The sequence below is a fragment of the Streptomyces sp. NPDC005799 genome (assembly GCF_040630525.1).
Classification (GTDB): domain Bacteria; phylum Actinomycetota; class Actinomycetes; order Streptomycetales; family Streptomycetaceae; genus Streptomyces; species Streptomyces griseorubiginosus_B.
The window spans coordinates 96,892-117,628 of the sequence record NZ_JBEXXQ010000031.1; the positions used below are offsets into that span (position 1 = coordinate 96,892).

16 protein-coding genes are annotated in these 20,737 nt (G+C 71.7%); 2 read left to right on the forward strand and 14 right to left on the reverse strand.

The window, feature by feature from the left end; genetic code table 11:
- Nucleotides 1-54 precede the first annotated feature (54 nt).
- From ABZ453_RS28445 to ABZ453_RS28485, 9 genes are all read right to left on the reverse strand, one after another.
- Complete coding sequence (locus tag ABZ453_RS28445) at nucleotides 55-1,137, reverse strand: pseudouridine synthase (protein ID WP_359019069.1); 1,083 nt, start codon at nucleotides 1,135-1,137, stop codon at nucleotides 55-57.
- Nucleotides 1,137-1,805, reverse strand: a complete 669-nt coding sequence (scpB, locus tag ABZ453_RS28450; protein ID WP_359019071.1) for an SMC-Scp complex subunit ScpB — start codon at nucleotides 1,803-1,805, stop codon at nucleotides 1,137-1,139. The genes ABZ453_RS28445 and scpB overlap by 1 nt, the downstream gene beginning before the upstream one ends.
- Entirely contained in the window at nucleotides 1,802-3,208 is a 1,407-nt protein-coding gene (locus ABZ453_RS28455) for a segregation/condensation protein A (RefSeq protein WP_359019073.1), read from the reverse strand. Before ABZ453_RS28455 ends, scpB begins: the two co-directional genes overlap by 4 nt.
- A 19-nt stretch (nucleotides 3,209-3,227) precedes the next feature.
- Nucleotides 3,228-3,791 (reverse strand): hypothetical protein, encoded by a 564-nt coding sequence (locus ABZ453_RS28460; RefSeq protein WP_359019075.1) that lies wholly within the window; start codon nucleotides 3,789-3,791, stop codon nucleotides 3,228-3,230.
- Nucleotides 3,776-4,912, reverse strand: coding sequence for a ParA family protein (locus ABZ453_RS28465; RefSeq protein ID WP_359019077.1), 1,137 nt, complete (start codon nucleotides 4,910-4,912; stop codon nucleotides 3,776-3,778). Before ABZ453_RS28465 ends, ABZ453_RS28460 begins: the two co-directional genes overlap by 16 nt.
- 411 nt (nucleotides 4,913-5,323) lie before the next feature.
- Nucleotides 5,324-6,439 carry an alanine dehydrogenase gene (ald, locus tag ABZ453_RS28470; protein ID WP_359019109.1) on the reverse strand — a complete coding sequence of 372 codons (1,116 nt, stop codon included), beginning with the start codon at nucleotides 6,437-6,439 and terminating at the stop codon, nucleotides 5,324-5,326.
- A gap of 142 nt (nucleotides 6,440-6,581) precedes the next feature.
- Nucleotides 6,582-8,624, reverse strand: coding sequence for a tetratricopeptide repeat protein (locus tag ABZ453_RS28475; RefSeq protein ID WP_359019079.1), 2,043 nt, complete (start codon nucleotides 8,622-8,624; stop codon nucleotides 6,582-6,584).
- 158 nt (nucleotides 8,625-8,782) lie between these two features.
- Nucleotides 8,783-9,409: an NUDIX hydrolase gene (locus ABZ453_RS28480; protein WP_359019081.1), complete on the reverse strand. Its 627-nt coding sequence runs from the start codon at nucleotides 9,407-9,409 to the stop codon at nucleotides 8,783-8,785.
- A gap of 87 nt (nucleotides 9,410-9,496) precedes the next feature.
- Nucleotides 9,497-11,164 carry a CTP synthase gene (locus tag ABZ453_RS28485; protein ID WP_133047300.1) on the reverse strand — a complete coding sequence of 556 codons (1,668 nt, stop codon included), beginning with the start codon at nucleotides 11,162-11,164 and terminating at the stop codon, nucleotides 9,497-9,499.
- 463 nt (nucleotides 11,165-11,627) lie between these two features.
- On the opposite strand from ABZ453_RS28485, the gene ABZ453_RS28490 reads away from it, so the two are divergent.
- Complete coding sequence (locus ABZ453_RS28490; RefSeq protein ID WP_359019111.1) at nucleotides 11,628-13,430, forward strand: glycoside hydrolase family 15 protein; 1,803 nt, start codon at nucleotides 11,628-11,630, stop codon at nucleotides 13,428-13,430.
- A gap of 342 nt (nucleotides 13,431-13,772) precedes the next feature.
- Nucleotides 13,773-15,413, forward strand: coding sequence for a PucR family transcriptional regulator (locus tag ABZ453_RS28495; RefSeq protein WP_359019083.1), 1,641 nt, complete (start codon nucleotides 13,773-13,775; stop codon nucleotides 15,411-15,413).
- A 4-nt stretch (nucleotides 15,414-15,417) separates the two neighbouring features.
- On the opposite strand, the gene ABZ453_RS28500 is transcribed toward ABZ453_RS28495, so the two are convergent.
- From ABZ453_RS28500 to ABZ453_RS28520, 5 genes are all read right to left on the reverse strand, one after another.
- Nucleotides 15,418-16,554, reverse strand: a complete 1,137-nt coding sequence (locus ABZ453_RS28500; protein ID WP_359019085.1) for a glycosyltransferase family 4 protein — start codon at nucleotides 16,552-16,554, stop codon at nucleotides 15,418-15,420.
- A gap of 334 nt (nucleotides 16,555-16,888) precedes the next feature.
- Nucleotides 16,889-18,607 carry a DNA repair protein RecN gene (gene recN / locus ABZ453_RS28505; RefSeq protein WP_359019113.1) on the reverse strand — a complete coding sequence of 573 codons (1,719 nt, stop codon included), beginning with the start codon at nucleotides 18,605-18,607 and terminating at the stop codon, nucleotides 16,889-16,891.
- A gap of 87 nt (nucleotides 18,608-18,694) precedes the next feature.
- Nucleotides 18,695-19,600: an NAD kinase gene (locus tag ABZ453_RS28510; RefSeq protein ID WP_133047303.1), complete on the reverse strand. Its 906-nt coding sequence runs from the start codon at nucleotides 19,598-19,600 to the stop codon at nucleotides 18,695-18,697.
- On the reverse strand, nucleotides 19,597-20,412 hold the full coding sequence (locus ABZ453_RS28515) for a hemolysin (RefSeq protein WP_359019088.1): 816 nt from the start codon (nucleotides 20,410-20,412) through the stop codon (nucleotides 19,597-19,599). The genes ABZ453_RS28510 and ABZ453_RS28515 overlap by 4 nt, the downstream gene beginning before the upstream one ends.
- Nucleotides 20,413-20,419: 7 nt before the next feature.
- Complete coding sequence (locus ABZ453_RS28520; RefSeq protein WP_359019090.1) at nucleotides 20,420-20,737, reverse strand: hypothetical protein; 318 nt, start codon at nucleotides 20,735-20,737, stop codon at nucleotides 20,420-20,422.

The window sequence follows — 20,737 nt, forward strand, 5'->3', positions numbered from 1 at the left end:
ACTCCTCTCGCCGGTCACGCAGTACAGACCGGCAAGAGGGCGAAAAAGCATCGGCTAGAGGTCGACTTCCTTCATCAGCATGCCGACCTCGGTGTTGGACAGCCGCCGCAGCCAGCCCGACTTCTGGTCGCCCAGGGTGATCGGGCCGAAGGAGGTCCGCACCAGCTTCTCGACCGGGAAGCCGGCCTCCGCGAGCATGCGGCGCACGATGTGCTTGCGCCCCTCGTGCAGGGTCACCTCGACCAGGTAGTTCTTGCCGGTCTGCTCGACGACCCGGAAGTGGTCGGCGCGCGCGTAGCCGTCCTCCAGCTGGATGCCGTCCTTGAGCTTCTTGCCCAGGTCCCGCGGGATCGGGCCGACGATGGCGGCGAGGTAGGTCTTCTTCACGCCGTACTTGGGATGGGTCAGCCGGTGCGCCAGCTCACCGTGGTTGGTGAGCAGGATGACGCCCTCGGTCTCGGTGTCGAGGCGCCCGACGTGGAAGAGCCTGGTCTCGCGGTTGGTGACGTAGTCCCCGAGGCACTGGCGCCCCTCCGGGTCCTCCATCGTCGAGACGACACCGGCGGGCTTGTTGAGCGAGAAGAACTGGTACGACTGCGTGGCGACCGTCAGGCCGTCGACCTTCACCTCGTCCTTCTCAGGGTCGACCCGCTTGCCCTGCTCCAGCACGATCTCGCCGTTGACCTCGACCCGGGCCTGCTCGATCAGCTCCTCGCAGGCGCGCCGGGAGCCGTAGCCCGCGCGCGCGAGGACCTTCTGCAGCCGCTCGCCCTCCTGCTCGGCGCCCGGGAAGGTCTTGGGCGGCTTGATGTCCTTCTTGCCCGCGTACCGGTCCCGGTTGCGCTCCTCGGTCCGTGCGTCGTACTCACGGGAGCGGGCGGGAGCCGTGCGGCCGCCGCGCTGCTGTCCCTGCTTGGGGCCGCCCTTGGCGCCGCCGCGGGCCGCGCCGCCGCGCCCGGACTTGGGGCCGTCCTGGGTGGCGCCGGGGCCCACGTCGTAGCGGCGCTCCTCGGGGCGGGGCTTGCGGGGGCGGCCCTGGCTCTGGCCCTGGCCCTGACCCTGCTTCTGGTCCCTGTTGTTGCCGGCTCCGCGGTGGTTACCGCGCCCGCCGCTCTTGCCGCTGCCGCTGCTTCGCATCAAAGTTCCGTCGTCGTCGTGTGTTCGTCGTGGGCGCCCGGACCGTCATCGGGTGCGTCCGGGTCGAACGAGGGAACGCCTTCCTGGGTCTCGGCCTCGATCGCCTCCGCCTCAGGGAGGAAGGGCGCGAGCTCCGGGAGCTCGTCCAGACCGCGCAGGCCCATCCGCTCCAGGAAGTAGTTCGTCGTCCTGTACAGGATCGCACCTGTTTCGTGTTCCGCGCCCGCCTCCTCGACCAGACCCCGTTGCAGCAGGGTGCGCATGACCCCGTCGCAGTTGACCCCGCGGACGGCCGAGACGCGGCTGCGGCTGACCGGCTGGCGGTAGGCGACGACCGCGAGCGTCTCCAGGGCGGCCTGGGTGAGCCGGGCCGTCTGGCCCTCCAGGACCAGGCGTTCCACGGCCGGGGCGTACTCGGCGCGGCTGTAGAAACGCCAGCCGCCCGCGACGAAGCGCAGCTCGAAGCCGCGGCCCTGCACGGTGTAGTCGTCGGCCAGCGCCCGCAGCGCGTCGCCGATCTGGCGCTTCGGGCGCTCCAGGATCTTCGCGAGGTGCTCCTCGGTGGCGGGCTCGTCCACGACCATCAGGACGGCCTCCAGGGCGGGCTTGAGCTCGAGATCGGCGACGGCGCGCAGGCCGGCCGGCAGCTCGGTCGTCTCCTCGCTCACGGCTTGTCCTCCTTGGGCGGCTCGGGCGGTCGGTCGAACTCGTCGGTCACCATCGGCCTGGTCTCCCCCTCGCCGCCGGTCCACCGCACGATCAGCTCCCCGAGGGCGGTCTCCTGGTCGAGCGCTACGGCCTTCTCCCGGTACAGCTCCAGAAGCGCCAGGAACCTGGCTACGACGGTGAGGGTGTCGTCGGTGTCCTCGACGAGGGAGCGGAAGCTGGCCGCGCCGAGTTCCCGGAGCCGGTCGATCACGATGCGGGCCTGCTCCTGGACGCTGACCAGCGGGGCGTGGATGTGGTCGACGTAGACCTGCGGCCTGGGCTTCGGCTGCATGGCCTTGACCGCGAGCCGGGCGAACCCCTCCGGGCCGATGCTGATGACGACCTCTGGCAGCAGCTCGGCGTGGTGCGGCTCCAGTCCGACGGTGCGGGGGTAGCGGCGGGCCTCGTCCTCCAGCCGCCGGCTGAAGATGTCGGCGATCTGTTTGTACGCGCGGTACTGCAGCAGCCGGGCGAAGAGCAGGTCGCGTGCTTCGAGGAGGGCGAGATCGGCCTCGTCCTCGACCTCCGCGGACGGCAGCAGCCGGGCGGCCTTCAGGTCGAGCAACGTGGCCGCGACGACCAGGAACTCGGTCGTCTGATCGAGGTCCCAGTCCGGCCCCATGGCGCGGATGTGCGCCATGAACTCGTCGGTCACCTTGGACAGCGCGACCTCGGTGACGTCCAGCTTGTGCTTGGAGATCAGCTGCAGGAGCAGATCGAAGGGACCCTCGAAGTTGGAGAGCCGCACCTTGAAGACACCGTGGTCGGCTTTGTCCGGGTCGGCGAGGGGTGCGGAGGCTGCGCTCTCGGCGCCCGGTGCCGGCTCCCGCGGGACGTCCCCTGTCTCGGCAGGCGTGTTCGCCGGCTCGGGGATCACGTCAGAGGCGTCGGCTGCCTGCTCGGGCGTCCCCGCCCCTTCGCCAGTGAGATGCCCGATCGCATCCGGCTCGACGACCTCTGCCCCAGCCGCACCGGCCCCGAGCGCTTCCGCCTCAGCCACCCGAGGCCCGAGCACCTCTGCCCCCGCCACCCCGGGCTGGACGGCCTCACATACGGCTGCCGCGGGATCGACGGCCTCGAATGCGGCTGCTGCGGCGCCGATGGCCTCCGCCCCGACCGGACCCCGCTCACGTACCTCCCGCTCGACCGGCCCGGACCCCGTCGCCGCGGATGTGGATCGCTCCTCGGTGCGTTCCTCGCCGGCCTCGGTCAGGGCTTCCGGGGTCGTCGGCTCCGCCGCGGCCTGTTCCTCCGGCGTCGGGGGCGTCGGCTCGACCCGCGGAGCGCCCGCGCCCGGTCCCCGCCCCAGCGCACGCCTGCGGCCGGCGCCGGGGCCGGGGCTGGAAACGTCGTTCGAGGTCATGGCCCCCGCAGGCTACCGTCTACCGCCCGCGCAGTCGGCGTACGAGGATGCTCGCGTCCCCGCGGGACTCCAGGTCGGCCAGGACCACGGCGACCGCCTCGCGCACTATGCGCCCCCGGTCGACGGCCAGTCCGTGCTCGCCCCGGAGCACCAGACGCGCGTGCTCCAGATCCATCAGCTCCTCGGCGGACACGTACACGGTGATCTTCTCGTCGTGCCGTTCCCGCCCGCTGGGGCGCCGGTTGGCCGCCCGCCCGCGTTTGCGCGGCTGGGCGCCCGCGTCGGCCGCGGCAGAACCTTCCTGCGCCGTCTGACGGCGGGCCGGCCGATCCCGGGACTCGCCCACGTCGGACGGCTCGGGCTCCGCCGCCACATGCTCCGCGCCCTCGCCGTCGCCGCCCTGCGCGGGCACCGACTGCGGCGCGTCCTCGGGCCCGGCGGCGGCCGGGTCGCTCTCCCCGGCGGGCGCGGGCACAGGGGCTTCGCCGTTGGCCCCCCGCCGCGGAGTGGACGGCTGGAGCGCCATTCCCCCTGTCGTACGGAAGAGTTCGTCGGCCCCCGGCAGACTCACTCGGCGTGACACCGGGCGAGCACCTCCCTGGCGAGCTGGCGGTAGGCGGCGGCGCCGACGGAGTTGGAGGCGTAGGTGGTGATCGGCTCGCCCGCGACCGTGGTCTCCGGGAAGCGGACCGTGCGGCCGATGACCGTGTGGTAGACGTGGTCGTCGAAGGCCTCGACCACGCGGGCCAGCACCTCGCGGCTGTGGACCGTGCGCGAGTCGTACATCGTGGCGAGGATCCCGTCGAGCTCCAGCTCCGGGTTGAGCCGCTCCTGGACCTTCTCGATGGTCTCGGTGAGCAGCGCGACACCGCGCAGCGCGAAGAACTCGCACTCGAGGGGCACTATCACCTTGTGCGCCGCCGTCAGGGCGTTCACGGTGAGCAGACCCAGCGAGGGCTGACAGTCGATCACGATGTAGTCGTAGTCGGCCATGAGCGGCTTCAGGGCGCGCTGCAGCGTGGACTCGCGCGCGACCTCGGAGACCAGCTGGACCTCCGCCGCCGACAGGTCGATGTTGCTGGGCAGCAGGTCCATGTTGGGGACCGCCGTCTTCAGGAGCACCTCGTCGGCCGCCATGCCCCGCTCCATGAGCAGGTTGTAGACGGTGAGGTCGAGCTCCATCGGGTTGACACCGAGGCCCACCGACAGCGCGCCCTGCGGGTCGAAGTCCACGAGCAGCACACGCCGGCCGTACTCCGCGAGCGCGGCACCCAGGTTGATGGTCGACGTCGTCTTGCCCACGCCGCCCTTCTGGTTGCACATCGCGATGATCTTCGCGGGGCCGTGGTCGGTCAGCGGGCCCGGGATCGGGAAGTACGGCAGCGGGCGCCCGGTCGGGCCGATGCGCTCACGGCGCTGGCGGGCAGCGTCGGGCGCGAGCGTGGCCGCGTACTCGGGATCCGGCTCGTACTCCGCGTCGGGGTCGTAGAAGTGCCCTTCGGGCAGTTCGTCGTAGTCGGCGAAGTGGTTGTGGGGCGCGCCACTTCCGTCGCCGGCCATGGCGTTCACGTGATGGCCATCCATGCTCTGGGGTGCTGACAGAACCATGCGGGGGACGGTCTGGCTCTGTTGGGCTGCGAAGGTTCGGACAGCGACGGAGCCGACAGCCTCGAGCCCCGCGGGACCGGGGCCCCGCGTAGGCATTCCTGGTTGACCACCCCCGGGAGAAAATGTCGACTCATTCACAAGTCGTCTTACCTCCTTGGGGACCAGGAAACTTCTAGACAAGGTCAGCGTGGCACCATGCCGACGGTTGGCGACTCTATGGCGTGTCGGGCGTCCGCAGCAACACAATCCGCCGGACCCGGCCCGATGTGTCGGCAATGAAACATCCCGCTGTCAAGGGCGTACGGCCGTCGCACGGCAGGTTCCGCCGGTGTGCGAATCGGTCGAAGGGTTACGTTCGAGGCGAGTTGACCGAGAGGCGCAAAGTGACCATACACACATCCGGCCGGACCTTGTGGGGCAAGGTCCGGCCGGGTGCGCACGGTTGACGCGCCTTGTTGACGTATCGCCTTTACGAAAAGGTGACTTACGTTTTCGGCCCGATCGGGCTCAGCCGAGCAGCGTCTCCAGCTCCACGTGCTCCAGTCCGTGCGCCTGAGCCACCTCGCGGTAAACGACCTTGCCGTCATGGGTGTTGAGCCCCTTGGCCAGCGCGGGGTCGCGGCGCAGCGCCTCCACCCAGCCGTGGTCGGCGAGTTCGACGATGTAGGGCAGCGTGGCGTTGGTCAGCGCGTAGGTGGAGGTGTTGGGCACCGCGCCGGGCATGTTGGCGACGCAGTAGAAGACCGAGTCGTGGACCGTGAAGGTCGGCTCGGCGTGGGTGGTGGGACGGGAGTCCTCGAAGCAGCCGCCCTGGTCGATCGCGATGTCGACAAGGACACTTCCGGGCTTCATCCGGGCGACCAGCTCGTTGGTGACCAGCTTCGGGGCCTTGGCGCCCGGGATGAGCACGGCGCCGATGACGAGGTCGGCGTCCAGGACGGCCTTCTCCAGCTCGAAGGCGTTGGACATGATCGCCCGGACCTTGGTGCCGAAGACCTTGTCGGCCTCACGGAGCTTGTTGATGTCGCGGTCGAGCAGGGTGACGTGGAAGCCCATGCCGACGGCGATCTGGGTGGCGTTCCAGCCGGAGACACCGCCGCCGATGACGACGGCACGCGCGGGCTGGGTGCCGGGGACACCGCCGGGCAGCACACCGCGGCCGCCGACCGAGCGCATCAGGTGGTAGGCGCCGACCTGCGGGGCCAGCCGGCCCGCGACCTCGGACATGGGCGCGAGCAGCGGCAGGGCGCGGCTGGGCAGCTCGACGGTCTCGTAGGCGATCGCCGTGGTGCCGGACTCGATGAGCGCGTCGGTGCACTCCTTGGACGCGGCCAGGTGCAGGTAGGTGAAGAGCGTCTGGTCCTTGCGGAGGCGGTGGTACTCCTCGGCGATCGGCTCCTTGACCTTCAGCAGCAGGTCGGCGGTGGCCCAGACCTCGTCGGCGGTGTCCAGGATCAGGGCGCCCTCGGCGGTGTACTCGTCGTCCGGGATCGACGAGCCGAGGCCGGCGCCCCGCTCGATGACGACCTGGTGGCCGTGGCGCACGAGCTCGTGCACCCCGGCGGGGGTGATGGCCACCCGGAACTCGTTGTTCTTGACCTCGCGGGGGATGCCGACCTTCACGTGGATCACGGTCCTTGGCTCAGTGGATGTGGGGCAATACAACACGTACCCAGGCATGACGGAACACACCGGGAGACACCGCAGGAGAAGGCGGCAGAGCCAGTTTAATGAAGGTGTTCCCGCTGTCTAGCCTTTCATTGCATCAATCTTCAGCGGATGTACTACGGATTTCGCAGGCATCAGCGGCTTGTTTCGTGTCATCGGCCCGTTCCGGCTCGTCACCGAGGAGGCGCTCGGCCCGTCCCCGGTGCAGCGCGGCGGCCGCAGGATCGCCGAGGTGCTCCAGCGTGTCGGCGAGCCGCAACTGCAGCGCGGCCTGCAGCCGCTCGTCCTCGGCCCGGCGCGCCCACTCCAGCGCCTCGTGGCAGGTGCGCAGCGACTCCTCGGGCCGCCCCGCGTACTCCTGGACGCGCGCGAGCTCGCTCAACGCCCGGGCGTGGGCCGCCACATCGCCGTTCTTGCGGTACCCGGCGGCAGCGGCCCGCCAGTTGCGCTGCGCCTCGCCGTAGCGGCCCGCGTAGGTGTGGGCGGCGGCGATACGGCCGTACAGCCGGGCGGCCTCGGCGCGCTCGTCCCGGGCCAGCCGCTGGGCCAGGGCCCGGCCGAACCAGTCGGCGGCCCGGTCGTAGTCCTCGAGCTCCAGATGCGCGCCACCTACGGATTCCATCGCGCGCCCGGTCGCGTACGGGTCGTTCGCCTCGCGTCCGGCGTCCAGCGCGGCCCGATACCGCACCAGAGCCTGCGCCGTACGGCCCGTCTGGCCGTCCAGATCGCCCAGGTTCAACAGCGCGGCGGCCTTCTCGCGGGGCAGCTTCCGGCGCTCGGCGACATCGAGGACCAGCGCGTGGACGCCGTACAGGTCGGGCGCGGCGGCCTGGGTGCCGAAGTGCGCCACCATCGCCCTGACCAGCTGGGACATCAGTCGCCTGGCGAGGGTGTCCAGCTCCCCGTCGGCCACCGCGGCCCGGGCGGAGGCCAGCAGCGCGGGCCGCCGGATGCGCAGCCACTCCTCTGCGGCCCGGGGGCTCGGGAAGCGCAGCGAGCGGGGCATCGCCTGCAGCTTCTCGCGGGCCTCGGGGTCGTCGGTCTCGGTGATGGTCCGGCAGGCCTGCAGCAGGCGTACCGTCCGCTCCAGCATCCGGGCGCGGGCCAGCTGGAGCTCGCCGGGGCGGTCCTGGCTCGCGGCCAGCCTTCTGAGCAGGGGGTGCAGACAGCCGGGCACCTCGTACTGGGGCAGCGGCGAGTCCACGGTGTGCAGCAGGCCGAGGGCGACGAAGTCGTCCAGGGCGGCCCGCGCGCCGTCGACGGAGCAGCCGGCCAGCGCCGCGGCGGTGTGCGGGTCGACAAGGCCGGCCGGGGCCAGCGAGAGCAGTCGCAGTATCCGGGCGGAGGCCGGGGGCAGCGAGTGGTGGACGAGCCGGAAGACCCGGCTGAGCGGGGTGCCCTCGCCGTCCTCGCTGTGCAGCTGCTTGGCCAGGTCGGCGACGGCCGCCTTGGGGCGCGCGGCGAGCCAGCCGCCGGCCAGCGTCAGCACGGCGGGCTGCCCCTGGCACTCCTCGACCAGGCCCTCGGCGGCACGGGGGTCGACGGTGATGCGGACCGAACCGGTGTGGCGGGTGAGCAGCTCCAGGCCGGACTTGGTGTCGAGGCCGCCCAGGGTGCAGGGGCGGACGTCGGAGATGCCGGTGAGGGGGCCGCCGGACACGGCGACCACCAGGCAGTCGGGTGTGTCCGGGAGGAGGGCGTCGACCTGCTCGGCGTCGGCCGCGTCGTCGAGCAGCAGCAGGACCCGCCGGTCGGCGAGGGCGGTGCGCAGGACCTCGGTCAGGTCGTCGGCGGCGGCTCCGGCGGGCGTGGGCAGGTCCAGGGCGGCCAGCAGCTCACGGGCGGCGTGCTCGACGGGGACGGGGGTGCCGTCGGGCTCGCTCAGCCGGGCGCGCAGCACTCCGTCGTCGTAACGGTCCGCGACCTGTCGCACGAGTTCCTCGGCGAGCGCGGTGCGTCCGGAGCCGGGCTTTCCGGCGATGAGCAGGACGCGCGCGCGTGGGGGTTTCCTCCCGGAGAGGGTGTCCAGGCCGGCGCGCTCGATGTCGGCGCGCAGCTCCTTCAACTCCCTTGTACGGCCCAGGAACTGACTTACCGACAGCCGTGCGCCGCCTTCTGTGTCCACCGCCTGATCCGTCACGGGCCACACTCCCGTCCCACCGCACGCAAACCCGCCGGGACCCCGGTCCGGGCATGGGGCAGAGCCTAGTTCACGCTCTGCAACGTTCCTGGTGGAGCGCGGCGGACAGGTCCCTCGATCGGATCAGCCGATGGTCACACCGACACGCCGGGAAGTGTTCAGGACTCGAACGGACGCGCGGGCCACGGCGCCTCGGCCGGACGCAGCGCGTCGAGCCCGTCGCCGTTCTGCGCCGCGATGAGCGAAAGGACGCCCACCACGAGGCAGTTGTTGTGCAGGTCACCCGCGAGGACGCCCCGGGCCAGCTCGTCGAGCGGCACACGGTCGTACTCCAGGTCGATCTCCTCGTGCTCGACCGCGAAGCGCTCGCCCTCCGCCTCGGACAGATCCCGGGCCAGGAAGATCCGCACGGCCTCGTCGGAGCCGCCCGGGGTGGTGTAGACGTCGGCCAGCACCCGCCAGTCCTCGGCCTTGACGTGCGCCTCCTCGTACAGCTCGCGCTGGGCCGCGTGCAGCGGGTTCTCACCGGGCACGTCGAGCAGGCCGGCCGGGATCTCCCAGAGCTTCCGGCGCACGGGATGGCGGTACTGGCGGATCACCAGGACACGTCCCTCGTCGTCCAGGGCGAGGACGCCGACCGAGCCCGGGTGGACCTGGTAGTCGCGGTGGACGACCGTTCCGTCGGGCATGACCACGTCGTCCGTGCGGACGGAGGTCTTGTTGCCCACGAAGGGGGTCCTCGTCGCCCGGATCTCCCACTCCTCGGGAGTGTCCTTGATCGTCATGCCCTGTCCTTCCCCACATGCAAAAAAGAGCAGCCGGGGCGCTCACCTTTTGAATGCGCGCGCCCCGGCCACCGTACAACCGTTGTGTCAGTCGGAGTTCTTCCGCTCGACGGCGGCCTTCACCAGGCCCGCGAACAGCGGGTGCGGCCTGGTCGGACGCGAGCGCAGTTCGGGGTGCGCCTGGGTGGCGACCAGATAAGGGTGCACCTCGCGGGGGTACTCCACGTACTCCACGAGCTTGCCGTCGGGCGACGTGCCGGAGAACAGGATGCCCGCCTTCTTCTCCAGCTCCGCGCGGTAGGCGTTGTTGACCTCGTAGCGGTGGCGGTGCCGCTCCTCGACGTACTCCTTGCCGTCGTACACCTCGCGCACGATGGAGCCCTCGGCCAGCTTGGCCGGATACATGCCCAGGCGCATCGTTCCGCCCATGTCCCCCTCGCCGGCGACGATGTCCAGCTGCTCGGCCATGGTGGAGATGACCGGGTGGGCGGTGGCCGGGTCGAACTCGGTGGAGTTGGCGTCGCCGATGTCGGCCAGGTTGCGCGCGGCCTCGATCACGATGCACTGCAGGCCCAGACAGAGGCCGAGCAGCGGGATCCTGTTCTCGCGGGCGTACCTGATCGCGCCGACCTTGCCGAGCACACCGCGGTCGCCGAAGCCGCCGGGGATGCAGATGCCGTCGACGTCCGCCAGCTGCGCCTTGGCGCCGGCCGGGGTCTTGCAGTCGTCGGAGGTGACCCACTTGATCTTCACGCGGGCCTTGTTGGCGAAGCCGCCGGCGCGCAGGGCCTCGGTGACCGAGAGGTAGGCGTCGGGCAGGTCGATGTACTTGCCGACCAGGGCGAGGGTGATCTCGTGGTCGGGGTTGTGGACGCGGTCGAGCAGGTCGTCCCAGGTCGTCCAGTCCACGTCGCGGAAGGGCAGGTCCAGCTTGCGGACGACATAGGCGTCCAGGCCCTCGCCGTGCACGGTCTTCGGGATGTCGTAGATCGAGCGGGCGTCGGGACAGGCCACCACGGCGGCCTCGTCGACGTCGCACATCAGGGAGATCTTGCGCTTGATCGCGGTCGGCACCTCGCGGTCGCAGCGCAGCACGATGGCGTCCGGCTGGATACCGATGTTGCGCAGGGCCGCAACCGAGTGCTGGGTCGGCTTCGTCTTCAGCTCTCCCGACGGGCCGATGTAGGGCAGGAGGGAGATGTGGACGACGAAGACGTTGTCACGGCCGACCTCGTGCCGCACCTGGCGCACCGTCTCCAGGAACGGCAGCGACTCGATGTCACCGACCGTGCCGCCGACCTCCGTGATGACGACGTCGACCTCGTCGGTCGCCATCCGGCGGATCCGGTGCTTGATCTCGTTGGTGATGTGCGGGATGACCTGCACGGTGTCACCGAGGTACTCGCCGCGCCGCTCCTTGGCGATCACCGTCGAGTAGACCTGTCCCGTAGTGACATTGGCGGAGCCGTCCAAGTCACGGTCGAGGAAGCGCTCGTAGTGTCCGATGTCCAGGTCGGTCTCCGCCCCGTCGTTCGTGACGAAGACCTCACCGTGCTGGAAGGGGTTCATCGTGCCCGGGTCCACGTTCAGATACGGGTCGAGCTTCTGCATCACGACCCTGAGGCCGCGCGCCTTGAGCAGCATGCCGAGGCTGGAGGCCGTCAGGCCCTTGCCCAGGGAGGAGGCGACACCCCCGGTGACGAAGATGTGCTTGGTCGTCGTGGCTGTGCTGTTTCGAAAAACATGCGGCGGCATGGCCAAGAGGGGGCTCCCGTGGTCGCGGTCTGGGTTGCGGTTCCGGGGTTTTCTCGCCCACCGGTCCACGGGCTACCAGGGTATCAGCGACCGCAGCCGACGGCTTCCGGGCACGCTCCGCACACGGACCGCCACGGACGTGCACTTCTTCCGCTGTTTCCCGACGGTTGCTCACCCGTTCGGCCGATCCCGGTTGCCGGGAGCGGCACACAGATCATCTACGTGCGTCGTATCCTGCTCGGACACTCGCTGCCGAGCCCGGCCGGATACACGTCACCACCCCCGCACGTGATGACCGGAACAACGAGAGCTCGTCAGTTCGTTGAGCATCAATTGTCGTTTTGCCACACGGCAGGCACGACTGCTTTGCTTCACCGCTCAACGACGCATTACAACGACCCCTTGACCGCAATAGCGACAGCCCCCTGCTGGGGGTGACGTGGCCGTTCGACTGGAGTTGCACGTGGCCGGGCGCATCGAAGACTACGCACTCATCGGAGACATGCAGACCGCTGCCCTGGTCTGCCGGGACGGCACGGTGGACTGGCTGTGCCTGCCGCGCTTCGACTCGCATGCCATCTTCGCCGGTCTGCTGGGCACCGAGGAGCACGGTTTCTGGCGGCTGGGCCCCGCCCACGCCTCCGACGCCCAGCCCCCGCGGGCGGCCCGGCGCGGCTACCGCGGCGACTCGCTGATCCTGGAATCCGAGTGGGACACCCCGCGCGGCACGGTCCGAGTGACCGATTTCATGCCCCCGCGTGACGGCGCCCCGCAGCTGATCCGGATCGTCGAGGGCGTCTCGGGCCGCGTCCCCATGCGCTCGGCCCTGCGCATGCGTTTCTCGTACGGCCGTGTCGTGCCCTGGGTGCACAAGCACGACGGCCGTACGGTCGCCGTCGCCGGCCCCGACTCGGTCTGGTACGACACCGAGTGCGAGACCTACGGCAAGTCGCTGACGACGTACTCGGACTTCACGGTCGCCCCCGGTGACCGGATCGCCTTCACCATCTCCTGGCAGCCCTCGCACAAGGAGCCCCCGCCGCTGCCGGAGCCGGAGGCCTCCCTGGAGGCTACGGAGGACTTCTGGCGGGAGTGGGTCGAGCACTGTACGTACCACGGCCCCTACCGCGAGGCGGTGATCCGCTCGCTGATCACGCTGAAGGCGCTGACGTACGCCCCGACCGGCGGCATCGTCGCCGCGCCGACGACCTCCCTCCCCGAGGACATCGGCGGCGTCCGCAACTGGGACTACCGCTACACCTGGCTGCGTGACGCGGCCATCACCCTGTCCTCGCTGCTGCGCACCGGTTACCGCGAGGAGGCCCGCGCCTGGCGCGAGTGGCTGCTGCGGGCGGTCGCCGGCGACCCCGAGAACCTGCAGATCATGTACGGCATCGCGGGCGAGCGCGAGCTGGGCGAGGCGGAGCTGGACTGGCTGCCCGGCTACGAGAACTCGGCGCCGGTGCGCGTCGGCAACGGCGCCGCCCACCAGCTCCAGCTCGACGTGTACGGCGAGGTCACCGAGGCCCTGCACCTCGGCCACATGACGGGCCTGGCCCGCAGCGACTACGCCTCCCTCCTCCAGCTGAAGCTGATCCGCTACCTGGAACAGCACTGGGACGAGCCGGACGAGGGCATCTGGGAGGTGCGCGGCCCGCGCCGGCACTTCGTCCACTCCAAGGTGATGGCCTGGGTCGCCGTCGACCGCACCATCAAGCTCATCGAGTCCGGCGACGCGGACGGCCCGCTGGAGCGCTGGAAGGAGCTGCGCGACGAGATCCACCGGGACGTGTGCGAAAGGGGTTACGACAAGGAGCGCAACACCTTCACGCAGTCGTACGGCTCCAAGGAGCTCGACGCCTCGCTGCTGCTGATCCCGCAGATGGGTTTCCTGCCGCCCGACGACAAGCGCGTCATCGGCACCATCGAGGCCATCCAGCGCGAGCTGTCGACCCCGGACGGCTTCATCCTGCGCTACCCGACCGAGGGCGACAGCGAGGGCGTCGACGGCCTGCCCGGCGACGAGGGGGCCTTCCTGGCCTGCTCGTTCTGGATGGCCGACGACCTGGCGATGATCGGCCGCGTGGACGAGGCGAGGAAGCTCTTCGAGAAGCTGCTCTCGCTCCGCAACGACCTCGGGCTGCTCGCCGAGGAGTGGGACCCGCGTCTCAAGCGCCAGGTGGGCAACTTCCCCCAGGCCTTCAGCCACGTGCCGCTCATCGACACGGCCCTGCGCCTGACGGCATCGGGCGCCTACGGCGGCTGAACGGACCTGGCGGGTCCGCCGCGGTTCGGTGGCGTTCGACGGGGTGCGGGGCCGGCGGTCGACATGCGGCTCCGCCACGTGGGCGCGACCAGCCACGACGGCGCCGCGGACGTTTCGATCGCCCAGGACGCCCCCGGCTGGGTCGGCGCGGGTGGGTCCACGTCGGCCGACGGCCCCTCGCCGCGCTTCCGGCGGAGCGCTCAGCCGCCCCGCCGGGGGAGCCTCGAGGACGTCCGCGCCTCGCGGTGCCGCCCCGGCCGGTCAAGCAATTCCCCGTGCCCCGAGGGCGCTCGCGTCGGCCCTGAGCTGTTGTGGCGGCATCCGCGCAGGTAGCGTCCGGCTATGGACAGCGGCACGGACAGCAGACCCGCCACCCAGGGCGCCGGAATCACCGTTCAGCGGGCGCTGGAGCTGCCCGGGCTGCGCAGCGGGCTGCCCGAGGTGCTCGCGGGCGCCGACCGGCTGCAGCGCACCGTGCGCTGGGTGCACGCGGGCGAGGTGCCCAACATCGCCTCGCTGCTCAAGGGCGGCGAGCTGCTGCTGACCACCGGCTACGGACTCGGCACCCGCCCGGCCGACCAGCGCGTGTTCGTCCGCACCCTGGCCGAACGCGGTATCGCCGCCCTCGTCGTCGAGCTGGGCCCGCGCTTCACACGTCTGCCCGCGGCCCTCGTCGACACGGCACGCGCGGCCGGTCTGCCGCTGGTCCAGCTGCACCGCGAGGTGCCCTTCGTGACGGTCACCGAGGAGATCCACACCGAGATCGTCAACGGCCACTACGCGCTGCTCCAGCGGGCCGAGGAGGTGCACCGCCGCTGTACGGAGGCCCTGCTGGGCGGCGGCGGGGTGCCCCAGGTGCTGGGCATCCTGGCCGGCTTCTGCGGCAACCCGGTCTTCCTGGAGACACCCGACGGCCAGCTCCTGTACGCCGCCGGGGAGGGCCCCGAGGGCGCGGACCCGCTCCAGGTGTGGGAGGGGCTACGCGGCCAGCACAAGGAGACCCCGCCGTCCGGCTCCGTGCTGGTGGACGTCCCCGGGGGCGGCCCGGGGACCGGTTCCGTGCGGGCACGGCTGGTGTTGCTGCCCGTAAGGGCGCCGCTGGTGCCGGTCCACCGGATGGCGGCCGAGCGGGCTGCGGGCATCCTCGCCGTGGTGCTGATGCAGGCCCGGCAGGAGGAGGAGCTGGCGGCGCGCGGGCGCGGCGACTTCCTCACCGACCTCGCCGAGGGCCGGATCACCGCCGAGGACGCGCCGGCGCAGGCGCGCGTGCTGGGCTTCAAGCCCGGCACCAGTCCGCTGCTGCCGGTCGTCATGCGGCTCGGGGACGCCCTGTCGCCCGGGGGCGGCTGGGCGGTGCTGGCGCGTGCCGTCTCCGAGGAACTGGCCTCGGTGGGGGTGCCGGTGCTGCTGGGCGTACGGCCCGTCGAGGGCCGTGTCCTCGTCCTGCTGGGCCTGCGGTCGGAGTCGGAGCGCCCGGCGGTCGCGGACCGGGTGGCGGCGGCGCTGCGGGCCGGCGTGGAGCGGGCCGGCATGCAGCGGCCGGGGGCGCAGCCGCCGGTGGTGGTCGTGGGCGTCGCGGGCGGCTGGGCGGCAGCGTCGGCGGGGCTGCGGCACGCGGCGGAGACGGCGACGGCGGCGCAGGGCCTGACCGACCGTCCCTGGTACGACGCCCGCCGCCTCGACATCGACCTCCTGCTGTGGCGGCTGCGGGACCACCCCGACCTCGCGGCCTTCGTCGACCGCGCGATCGGCCCCCTGCGCGACCACGACGACCGCTCCCGGCCGCCCCTGCTGCCCACCCTGGAGACGTACCTGGCGCACGCGGGCCGCAAGGCGGAAACGGCCCGCGAACTCCACCTCAACCGGCAGACGCTCTACAACCGCCTCGCCCGCATCGGCGAGTTGCTCGGCACGGACCTCGAAGACCCACAGACCGTACTGGCGTTGAGCCTGGCGCTCAGGGCGCGCCGACACGTGCCCTAGATCCCTAAATGAGGGGTCGGGGCTGCGTCAACTCGTCGTAGACGCTCAGTACCTGGGCGACCGTCTCGTCCTCGGTCGGCCAGGTGGCGGCCTGCCGGGTGCCCCTGTCCTTCAGGAGTTCGCGTCGGACGGGGTCGGCGAGGAGCCGGGTGACGGCGTCGGCGAGGGCCTTCGCGTCGCCGTACGGGACGAGTTCCGCGGCGTCGCCGACGAGTTCGGGGACGCCGCCGACACGGGTCGCGACGAGCGGCACACGCGCGTGCAGGGCTTCCTGCACGAGCACGGAGCGGGACTCCCAACTGCTGGGCAGCAGTGCCACATCGGCGGCGGTGAGCAGCTCGCTCGCGTCGTCGCGCCGCCCGAGGAGCCGTACGGGCAGTTCCTCGTCCTCGATACGGCGCTGCAGGACGCCCCGCAGCGGGCCTTCGCCGGCGATGACGACGAGCGGCACGGGGTCGAGGCGGCACCAGGCGCGGGTGGCGTCCAGGAGGGTGTCGTAACCGCGGTGCCGGTCGAGCGAACCGACGGCCATCAGCAACGGGCGCCCGGTGGCGCCGAGTTCGGCCCGGATCTTGGAGCCGAGCCGCTCCGGGTCGTCGTGCTCGGCGGTGCCGCGGCGGCCGGGCAGCGCCACGGCGGCGAGCCGTGCGTCGCGCGCTCCGGTCCGGCGCGCGCGGTCCACGAGGTCCGAGGTCGTACCGAGCACCACGGTGGCCGCCTTTACCACCCGCCGCTCCAGCAGACGCAGCAGATGCGCCCGGGCCCCCTCGGCCCGCGCGTGGTTGTGCCAGGTGACGACCAGCGGGGTGCGCCGTCCGCTGAGCGCGAGGGCGGCGCGGAATGAGGCGTGCAGTCCATGAGCGTGCACCAGGTCGGCGTCCCTGCAGGCCTCCCGCAGCACGGCCACGGACCCCGGGTCGCTGCTGCGGGGCACGTGCACGTGTTCGGCGCCGGTGCCCGTGAAGTCGTAGAGGTGATCGGCCTCGACGGGGGCGCACACCGTCACCCGCACGCCCCTCGCGACGAGCCCGGAGGCCAGCGAGCGCACATGCGCGCTGCTGCCGGCGTTGCCGCCGCCCAGCACCTGCACGGTGCGCAGCGACGACTGACCGTGCGGCGTAGGGCTGCTGACGGGGCTCACGTGGCCGGGGCTCCTGGTTCGGCGTCGGGCGGTCACGAAGAAGGTACAGAAGGACCGGGCGGTGGGGGTGTACCGCGCTGTTTCCTCCACGTACCAACTCAAGGATGCCAGCACGTACGGGTGTTCCGGCACCGCGGAGGCGCCGGGCAACGCTCGGAGACCGGGGCCGGGTCACTCACACGAGTGAGAAGGGGGCGTTCCGCGACGGTCCGGTGGAGTGTTGGTGCGCGCGGACGGCACAGGCGCCCCGGGCGCACCACAGACCTCAGCGACCGTTCGCCCGGTCCCAACGGCCGCCCACGGAGCGCGTGATGAGACTCACCCCCACCGGCTCCTACACGTCCGCGCGAGCCGTGGCCAGCAGCTCCTCCGCATGGGCCCGGGCCGTCTCCGAGTCCTCCTGCCCGGCGAGCATCCGGGACAGTTCCCGGACCCGCTCCTCGCCCTCCAGCACCTTCACGCCGGAGCGGGTCACGGACCCGTCGTTGGTCTTCTCGACCAACAACTGCCGGTCGGCGAAGGCGGCGACCTGCGGGAGATGGGTCACGACGACGACCTGCGCGGTCTTGGCGAGCCTGGCCAGCCGCCGCCCGATCTCGACGGCCGCCTTGCCGCCGACACCGGCGTCGACCTCGTCGAAGAGGTACGTCGGCACCGGATCCGTCCCCGCGAAGACGACCTCGACGGCGAGCATCACGCGCGAGAGCTCACCACCGGACGCCCCCTTGGCGATGGGCCGCGGCGGCGCCCCCGGATGCGGGGCGAGCAGCAGCTCCACCTCGTCGGCACCGGACGGCCCGTAGGCGACCGCGCGCCCGCCGACCTCCACGCCCTCGGGATCCTCGGTCTGCCGGATCTCGAACGACACGCGCGCGTGCGGCATGGCGAGCGAGGCCAGCTCCGCGGTCACGGCCGCGGCGAACCGCTCGGCGGCCTCCGCCCGCGCGTCCGTCAACGCCTGTGCCAGCCCGCCCAGTTCGGAACGCAGCGCGTCCCGCTCCGCGGTGAGCTCGTCGATCCGCTCGTCGTCACCGTCCAGCTCGGTCAGCCGTGCCGCGCTCCGCTCGGCCCACGCCAGCACGGCGTTGACGTCCTCGCCGTACTTGCGGGTCAACCCCGTGAGCGCGGCCCGCCGTTCCTCAACCGCCGCCAGCCGCAGGGGATCCGCGTCCAGGTCGTCGGCGTAGCCAGCCAACTCCCCGGCCACGTCTCCCAGGAGAATCCCGATCTCCCCGATGCGGTCGGCGAGCGCGGACAGCGCGGGATCGTGCGACCGCACGGCGTCCAGCGCCCGCTGGGCCCCCGCGACGAGCGTGGCGGCGTCGATGCCCTCGGGGTCCTCGGGATTGCCGGCGAGGGCGGCATGCGCGGCCGTGGCGGCGGACGACAGCGCCTCCGCGTGCCCGAGCCGCTCCGCCTCCTCGGCCAGCTCGACGTCCTCCCCGGCCCGCGGCTCGACGCCGGCGATCTCCTCGAGGCCGTAGCGCAGCATGTCGGCCTCCTGGGCCCGCTCACGCGCGCGCGTGACGATCTCCTCCAGCTCGACGGAGACGGCCCGCAGCCGGCGATGGGCCTCGCCGTACTTGGCGAGCGGCCCCGCCACGGCCTCACCGGCGTACCGGTCGAGCGCCTGCCGCTGCCGGGACAGCTTCAGCAGTCCCTGCTGGTCGGTCTGTCCGTGCACGGCCACCAGGTCGTCGGCCAGGTCGGCGAGCAGCCCCACCGGCACGCTCCGCCCGCCCACATGCGCCCGCGACCGCCCCTCGGCGGAAACGGTACGGCTGATCAACAGGGCCCCGTCGTCGAGCTCGGCCCCGGCCTCCTCGGCCCGCACCACGGAGGAGGCGTCCGCGGGCACGGTGATCCGGCCCTCGACGACGGCCTTCTCGGCCCCGATCCGCACCAACGCCGCGTCCGCCCGGCCGCCGAGCAACAGCCCGAGACTGGTGACGACCATGGTCTTGCCCGCACCCGTCTCACCGGTGACGGCGGTGAACCCGGGCGACAGCTCGACGACCGCGTCGTCGATGACGCCGAGCGACCGTATCCGCATCTCTTCCAGCACGGCTACGACCTTACGAGGTAGGGACGGAGATACGCGAGGCACCCTGTCACTCGGGCGAGTGGATGTCCCGAAGGGTCAGTGCGGCGCTCCTCGCCATCCGGAAACCGGCAGCGCGAACTTCGCCACCAGCCGGTCGGTGAAGGACGCGTGATGCAGCCGAGCCAGCCGCACCGGCACCGCACCCCGCCGCACCTCCACCCGCGCCCCCGGCGGCAGCTCGAACGTCCGCCGCCCGTCGCACCACAGCACACCCGGCGGAATGTGGGGCAGCAGCTCGACGGCGAGCACGGAGTTCGGCGAGGTCACCAGCGGCTTCGCGAACAGCGCGTGCGCGGAGATCGGCACCATCAGCAGCGCCTCGACCTCGGGCCACACCACGGGCCCGCCCGCCGAGAACGCGTAGGCGGTCGACCCGGTGGGCGTGGACAGCACGATCCCGTCGCAGCCGAACCCCGTGACCGGCCGCCCGTCGATCTCGAGCACGACCTCCAGCAGCTTCTCGGCCCCGGCCTTCTGCACGGCCGCCTCGTTCAGAGCCCAGTCGGTGTGCACGATGTCCCCGTTGCGGTGAACGACGACGTCGACGGTCATCCGCTCCTCGACCTCGTACGACTTCGACACCACCCGGTCGACGACCTTGTCGAGGTCGTCCCGCTCGGCCTCCGCGAGGAACCCCACGCTCCCGAGATTGACGCCCAGCATCGGCACCCCGGACGCGCGAGCGAACTCGGCACCCCGCAGCAGCGTCCCGTCGCCGCCGAGCACGATCAGCAGCTCGCACCCCTCGAGGCACTGGGCGGTGGCCTCCTTGACCAGCTCCACCTCCTCCGGCAGCGGCAGGTCGGCGGCCTCGTACTCCAGGACCCGTACCCCGATCCCCTCGCGCAGCAGCCCCTTCACGACCAGCTCGGCGCTGCGGATGGCCGCCGGCCGTCCCGTGTGGGCGAGCAGGAAAACCGTACGAGCTCGGTTCTGTGTCAACGCGGCCCCTCCGCAACTGCACGATCGACATCGGCCGGGTCCAGTTCGGGTGCTCCGGCCCGCAGCCACAGAAAGTACTCGACGTTCCCGGAGGGTCCGGGCAGCGGACTGGCGGTGACACCCTTCACCCCGAGTCCGAGTTCCCACGCCTTGTGGGCCACACCCCGTACCGCCTCCGCCCGCAACTGCGGACTCCGTACCACTCCCCCGCTGCCCAGCCGTTCCTTCCCCACCTCGAACTGCGGCTTGACCATCATCACCAGATCGGCATCCGGCTTCACACACCGCACCAGGGCGGGCAGTACCAGGCCGAGCGGGATGAAGGACAGATCCCCCACGACAAGATCCACAGGCTCCCCATCGATCGCTTCGAGCGTCAACTCGCGTACGTTCGTACGGTCCTTGACGGTGACGCGTTCATCGCTCTGCAGACTCCACGCGAGTTGTCCGTAGCCGACGTCGACGGCGACGACGTGCGCGGCCCCCGAGCGCAGCAGTACATCCGTGAAACCGCCGGTGGAGGCGCCGGCGTCCAGCGCCCGCCGCCCCGCGACGACGAGCCCCCGCGGCACGAACGCCTGCAGGGCGCCCGCGAGCTTGTGCCCGCCGCGCGAGACGTAGTCGGGATCGTTGTCGTCGGCCGCGACGACGATCGCCGCGGCGGTCTCCACCTGGGTGGCCGGCTTGGTCGCGACGGTCTTGCCGACGGTGACCCGCCCGGCCGCGATCAGCTGCCCGGCGTGCTCACGCGAGCGCGCGAGCTTGCGGCGCACCAGCTCCGCGTCCAGACGGCGACGAGCGACTCCTGCCACGTTCGGTTCAGCTCCTGTTGCCATACGAGGGTGAAGGCCCCCTCGTGCCGTACGACGGTGAGGGCGCCGGAGGTTCCGGTCGGGCGTCGAGCGCGGTCAGCGCGTCGCGCAGCCCCCGGTGTACATCCTCGTACACCTCGAGATGTCCGTCCGTGGCGAGGTGGTCGGCGTCGCCGAGCCGCTCCAGCTGGGCGTCGACCTCGGCGTTGCCGGTCGGGATGCGGGGGACGTTCAGCGGGGCGGGGGCGGCGGGGTCGTACGCGGGTTCGTCCACCGGCCCGGGTGGTTCCTGCGGGCCGTCGCCCTCCGGCACTGTGTCGCTCAT

What these genes read in the sequence shown, in the direction of transcription:
- ABZ453_RS28445 (WP_359019069.1), bottom strand. Translation starts at nt 1,137, where the DNA reads ATGCGAAGCAGCGGCAGCGGCAAGAGCGGCGGGCGCGGTAACCACCGC.
- ABZ453_RS28455 (WP_359019073.1), bottom strand. Translation starts at nt 3,208, where the DNA reads ATGACCTCGAACGACGTTTCCAGCCCCGGCCCCGGCGCCGGCCGCAGG.
- ABZ453_RS28465 (WP_359019077.1), bottom strand. Translation starts at nt 4,912, where the DNA reads ATGCCTACGCGGGGCCCCGGTCCCGCGGGGCTCGAGGCTGTCGGCTCC.
- ABZ453_RS28480 (WP_359019081.1), bottom strand. Translation starts at nt 9,409, where the DNA reads ATGACGATCAAGGACACTCCCGAGGAGTGGGAGATCCGGGCGACGAGG.
- ABZ453_RS28485 (WP_133047300.1), bottom strand. Translation starts at nt 11,164, where the DNA reads ATGCCGCCGCATGTTTTTCGAAACAGCACAGCCACGACGACCAAGCAC.
- ABZ453_RS28495 (WP_359019083.1), top strand. Translation starts at nt 13,773, where the DNA reads ATGGACAGCGGCACGGACAGCAGACCCGCCACCCAGGGCGCCGGAATC.
- recN (WP_359019113.1), bottom strand. Translation starts at nt 18,607, where the DNA reads ATGCGGATACGGTCGCTCGGCGTCATCGACGACGCGGTCGTCGAGCTG.
- ABZ453_RS28520 (WP_359019090.1), bottom strand. Translation starts at nt 20,737, where the DNA reads ATGAGCGACACAGTGCCGGAGGGCGACGGCCCGCAGGAACCACCCGGG.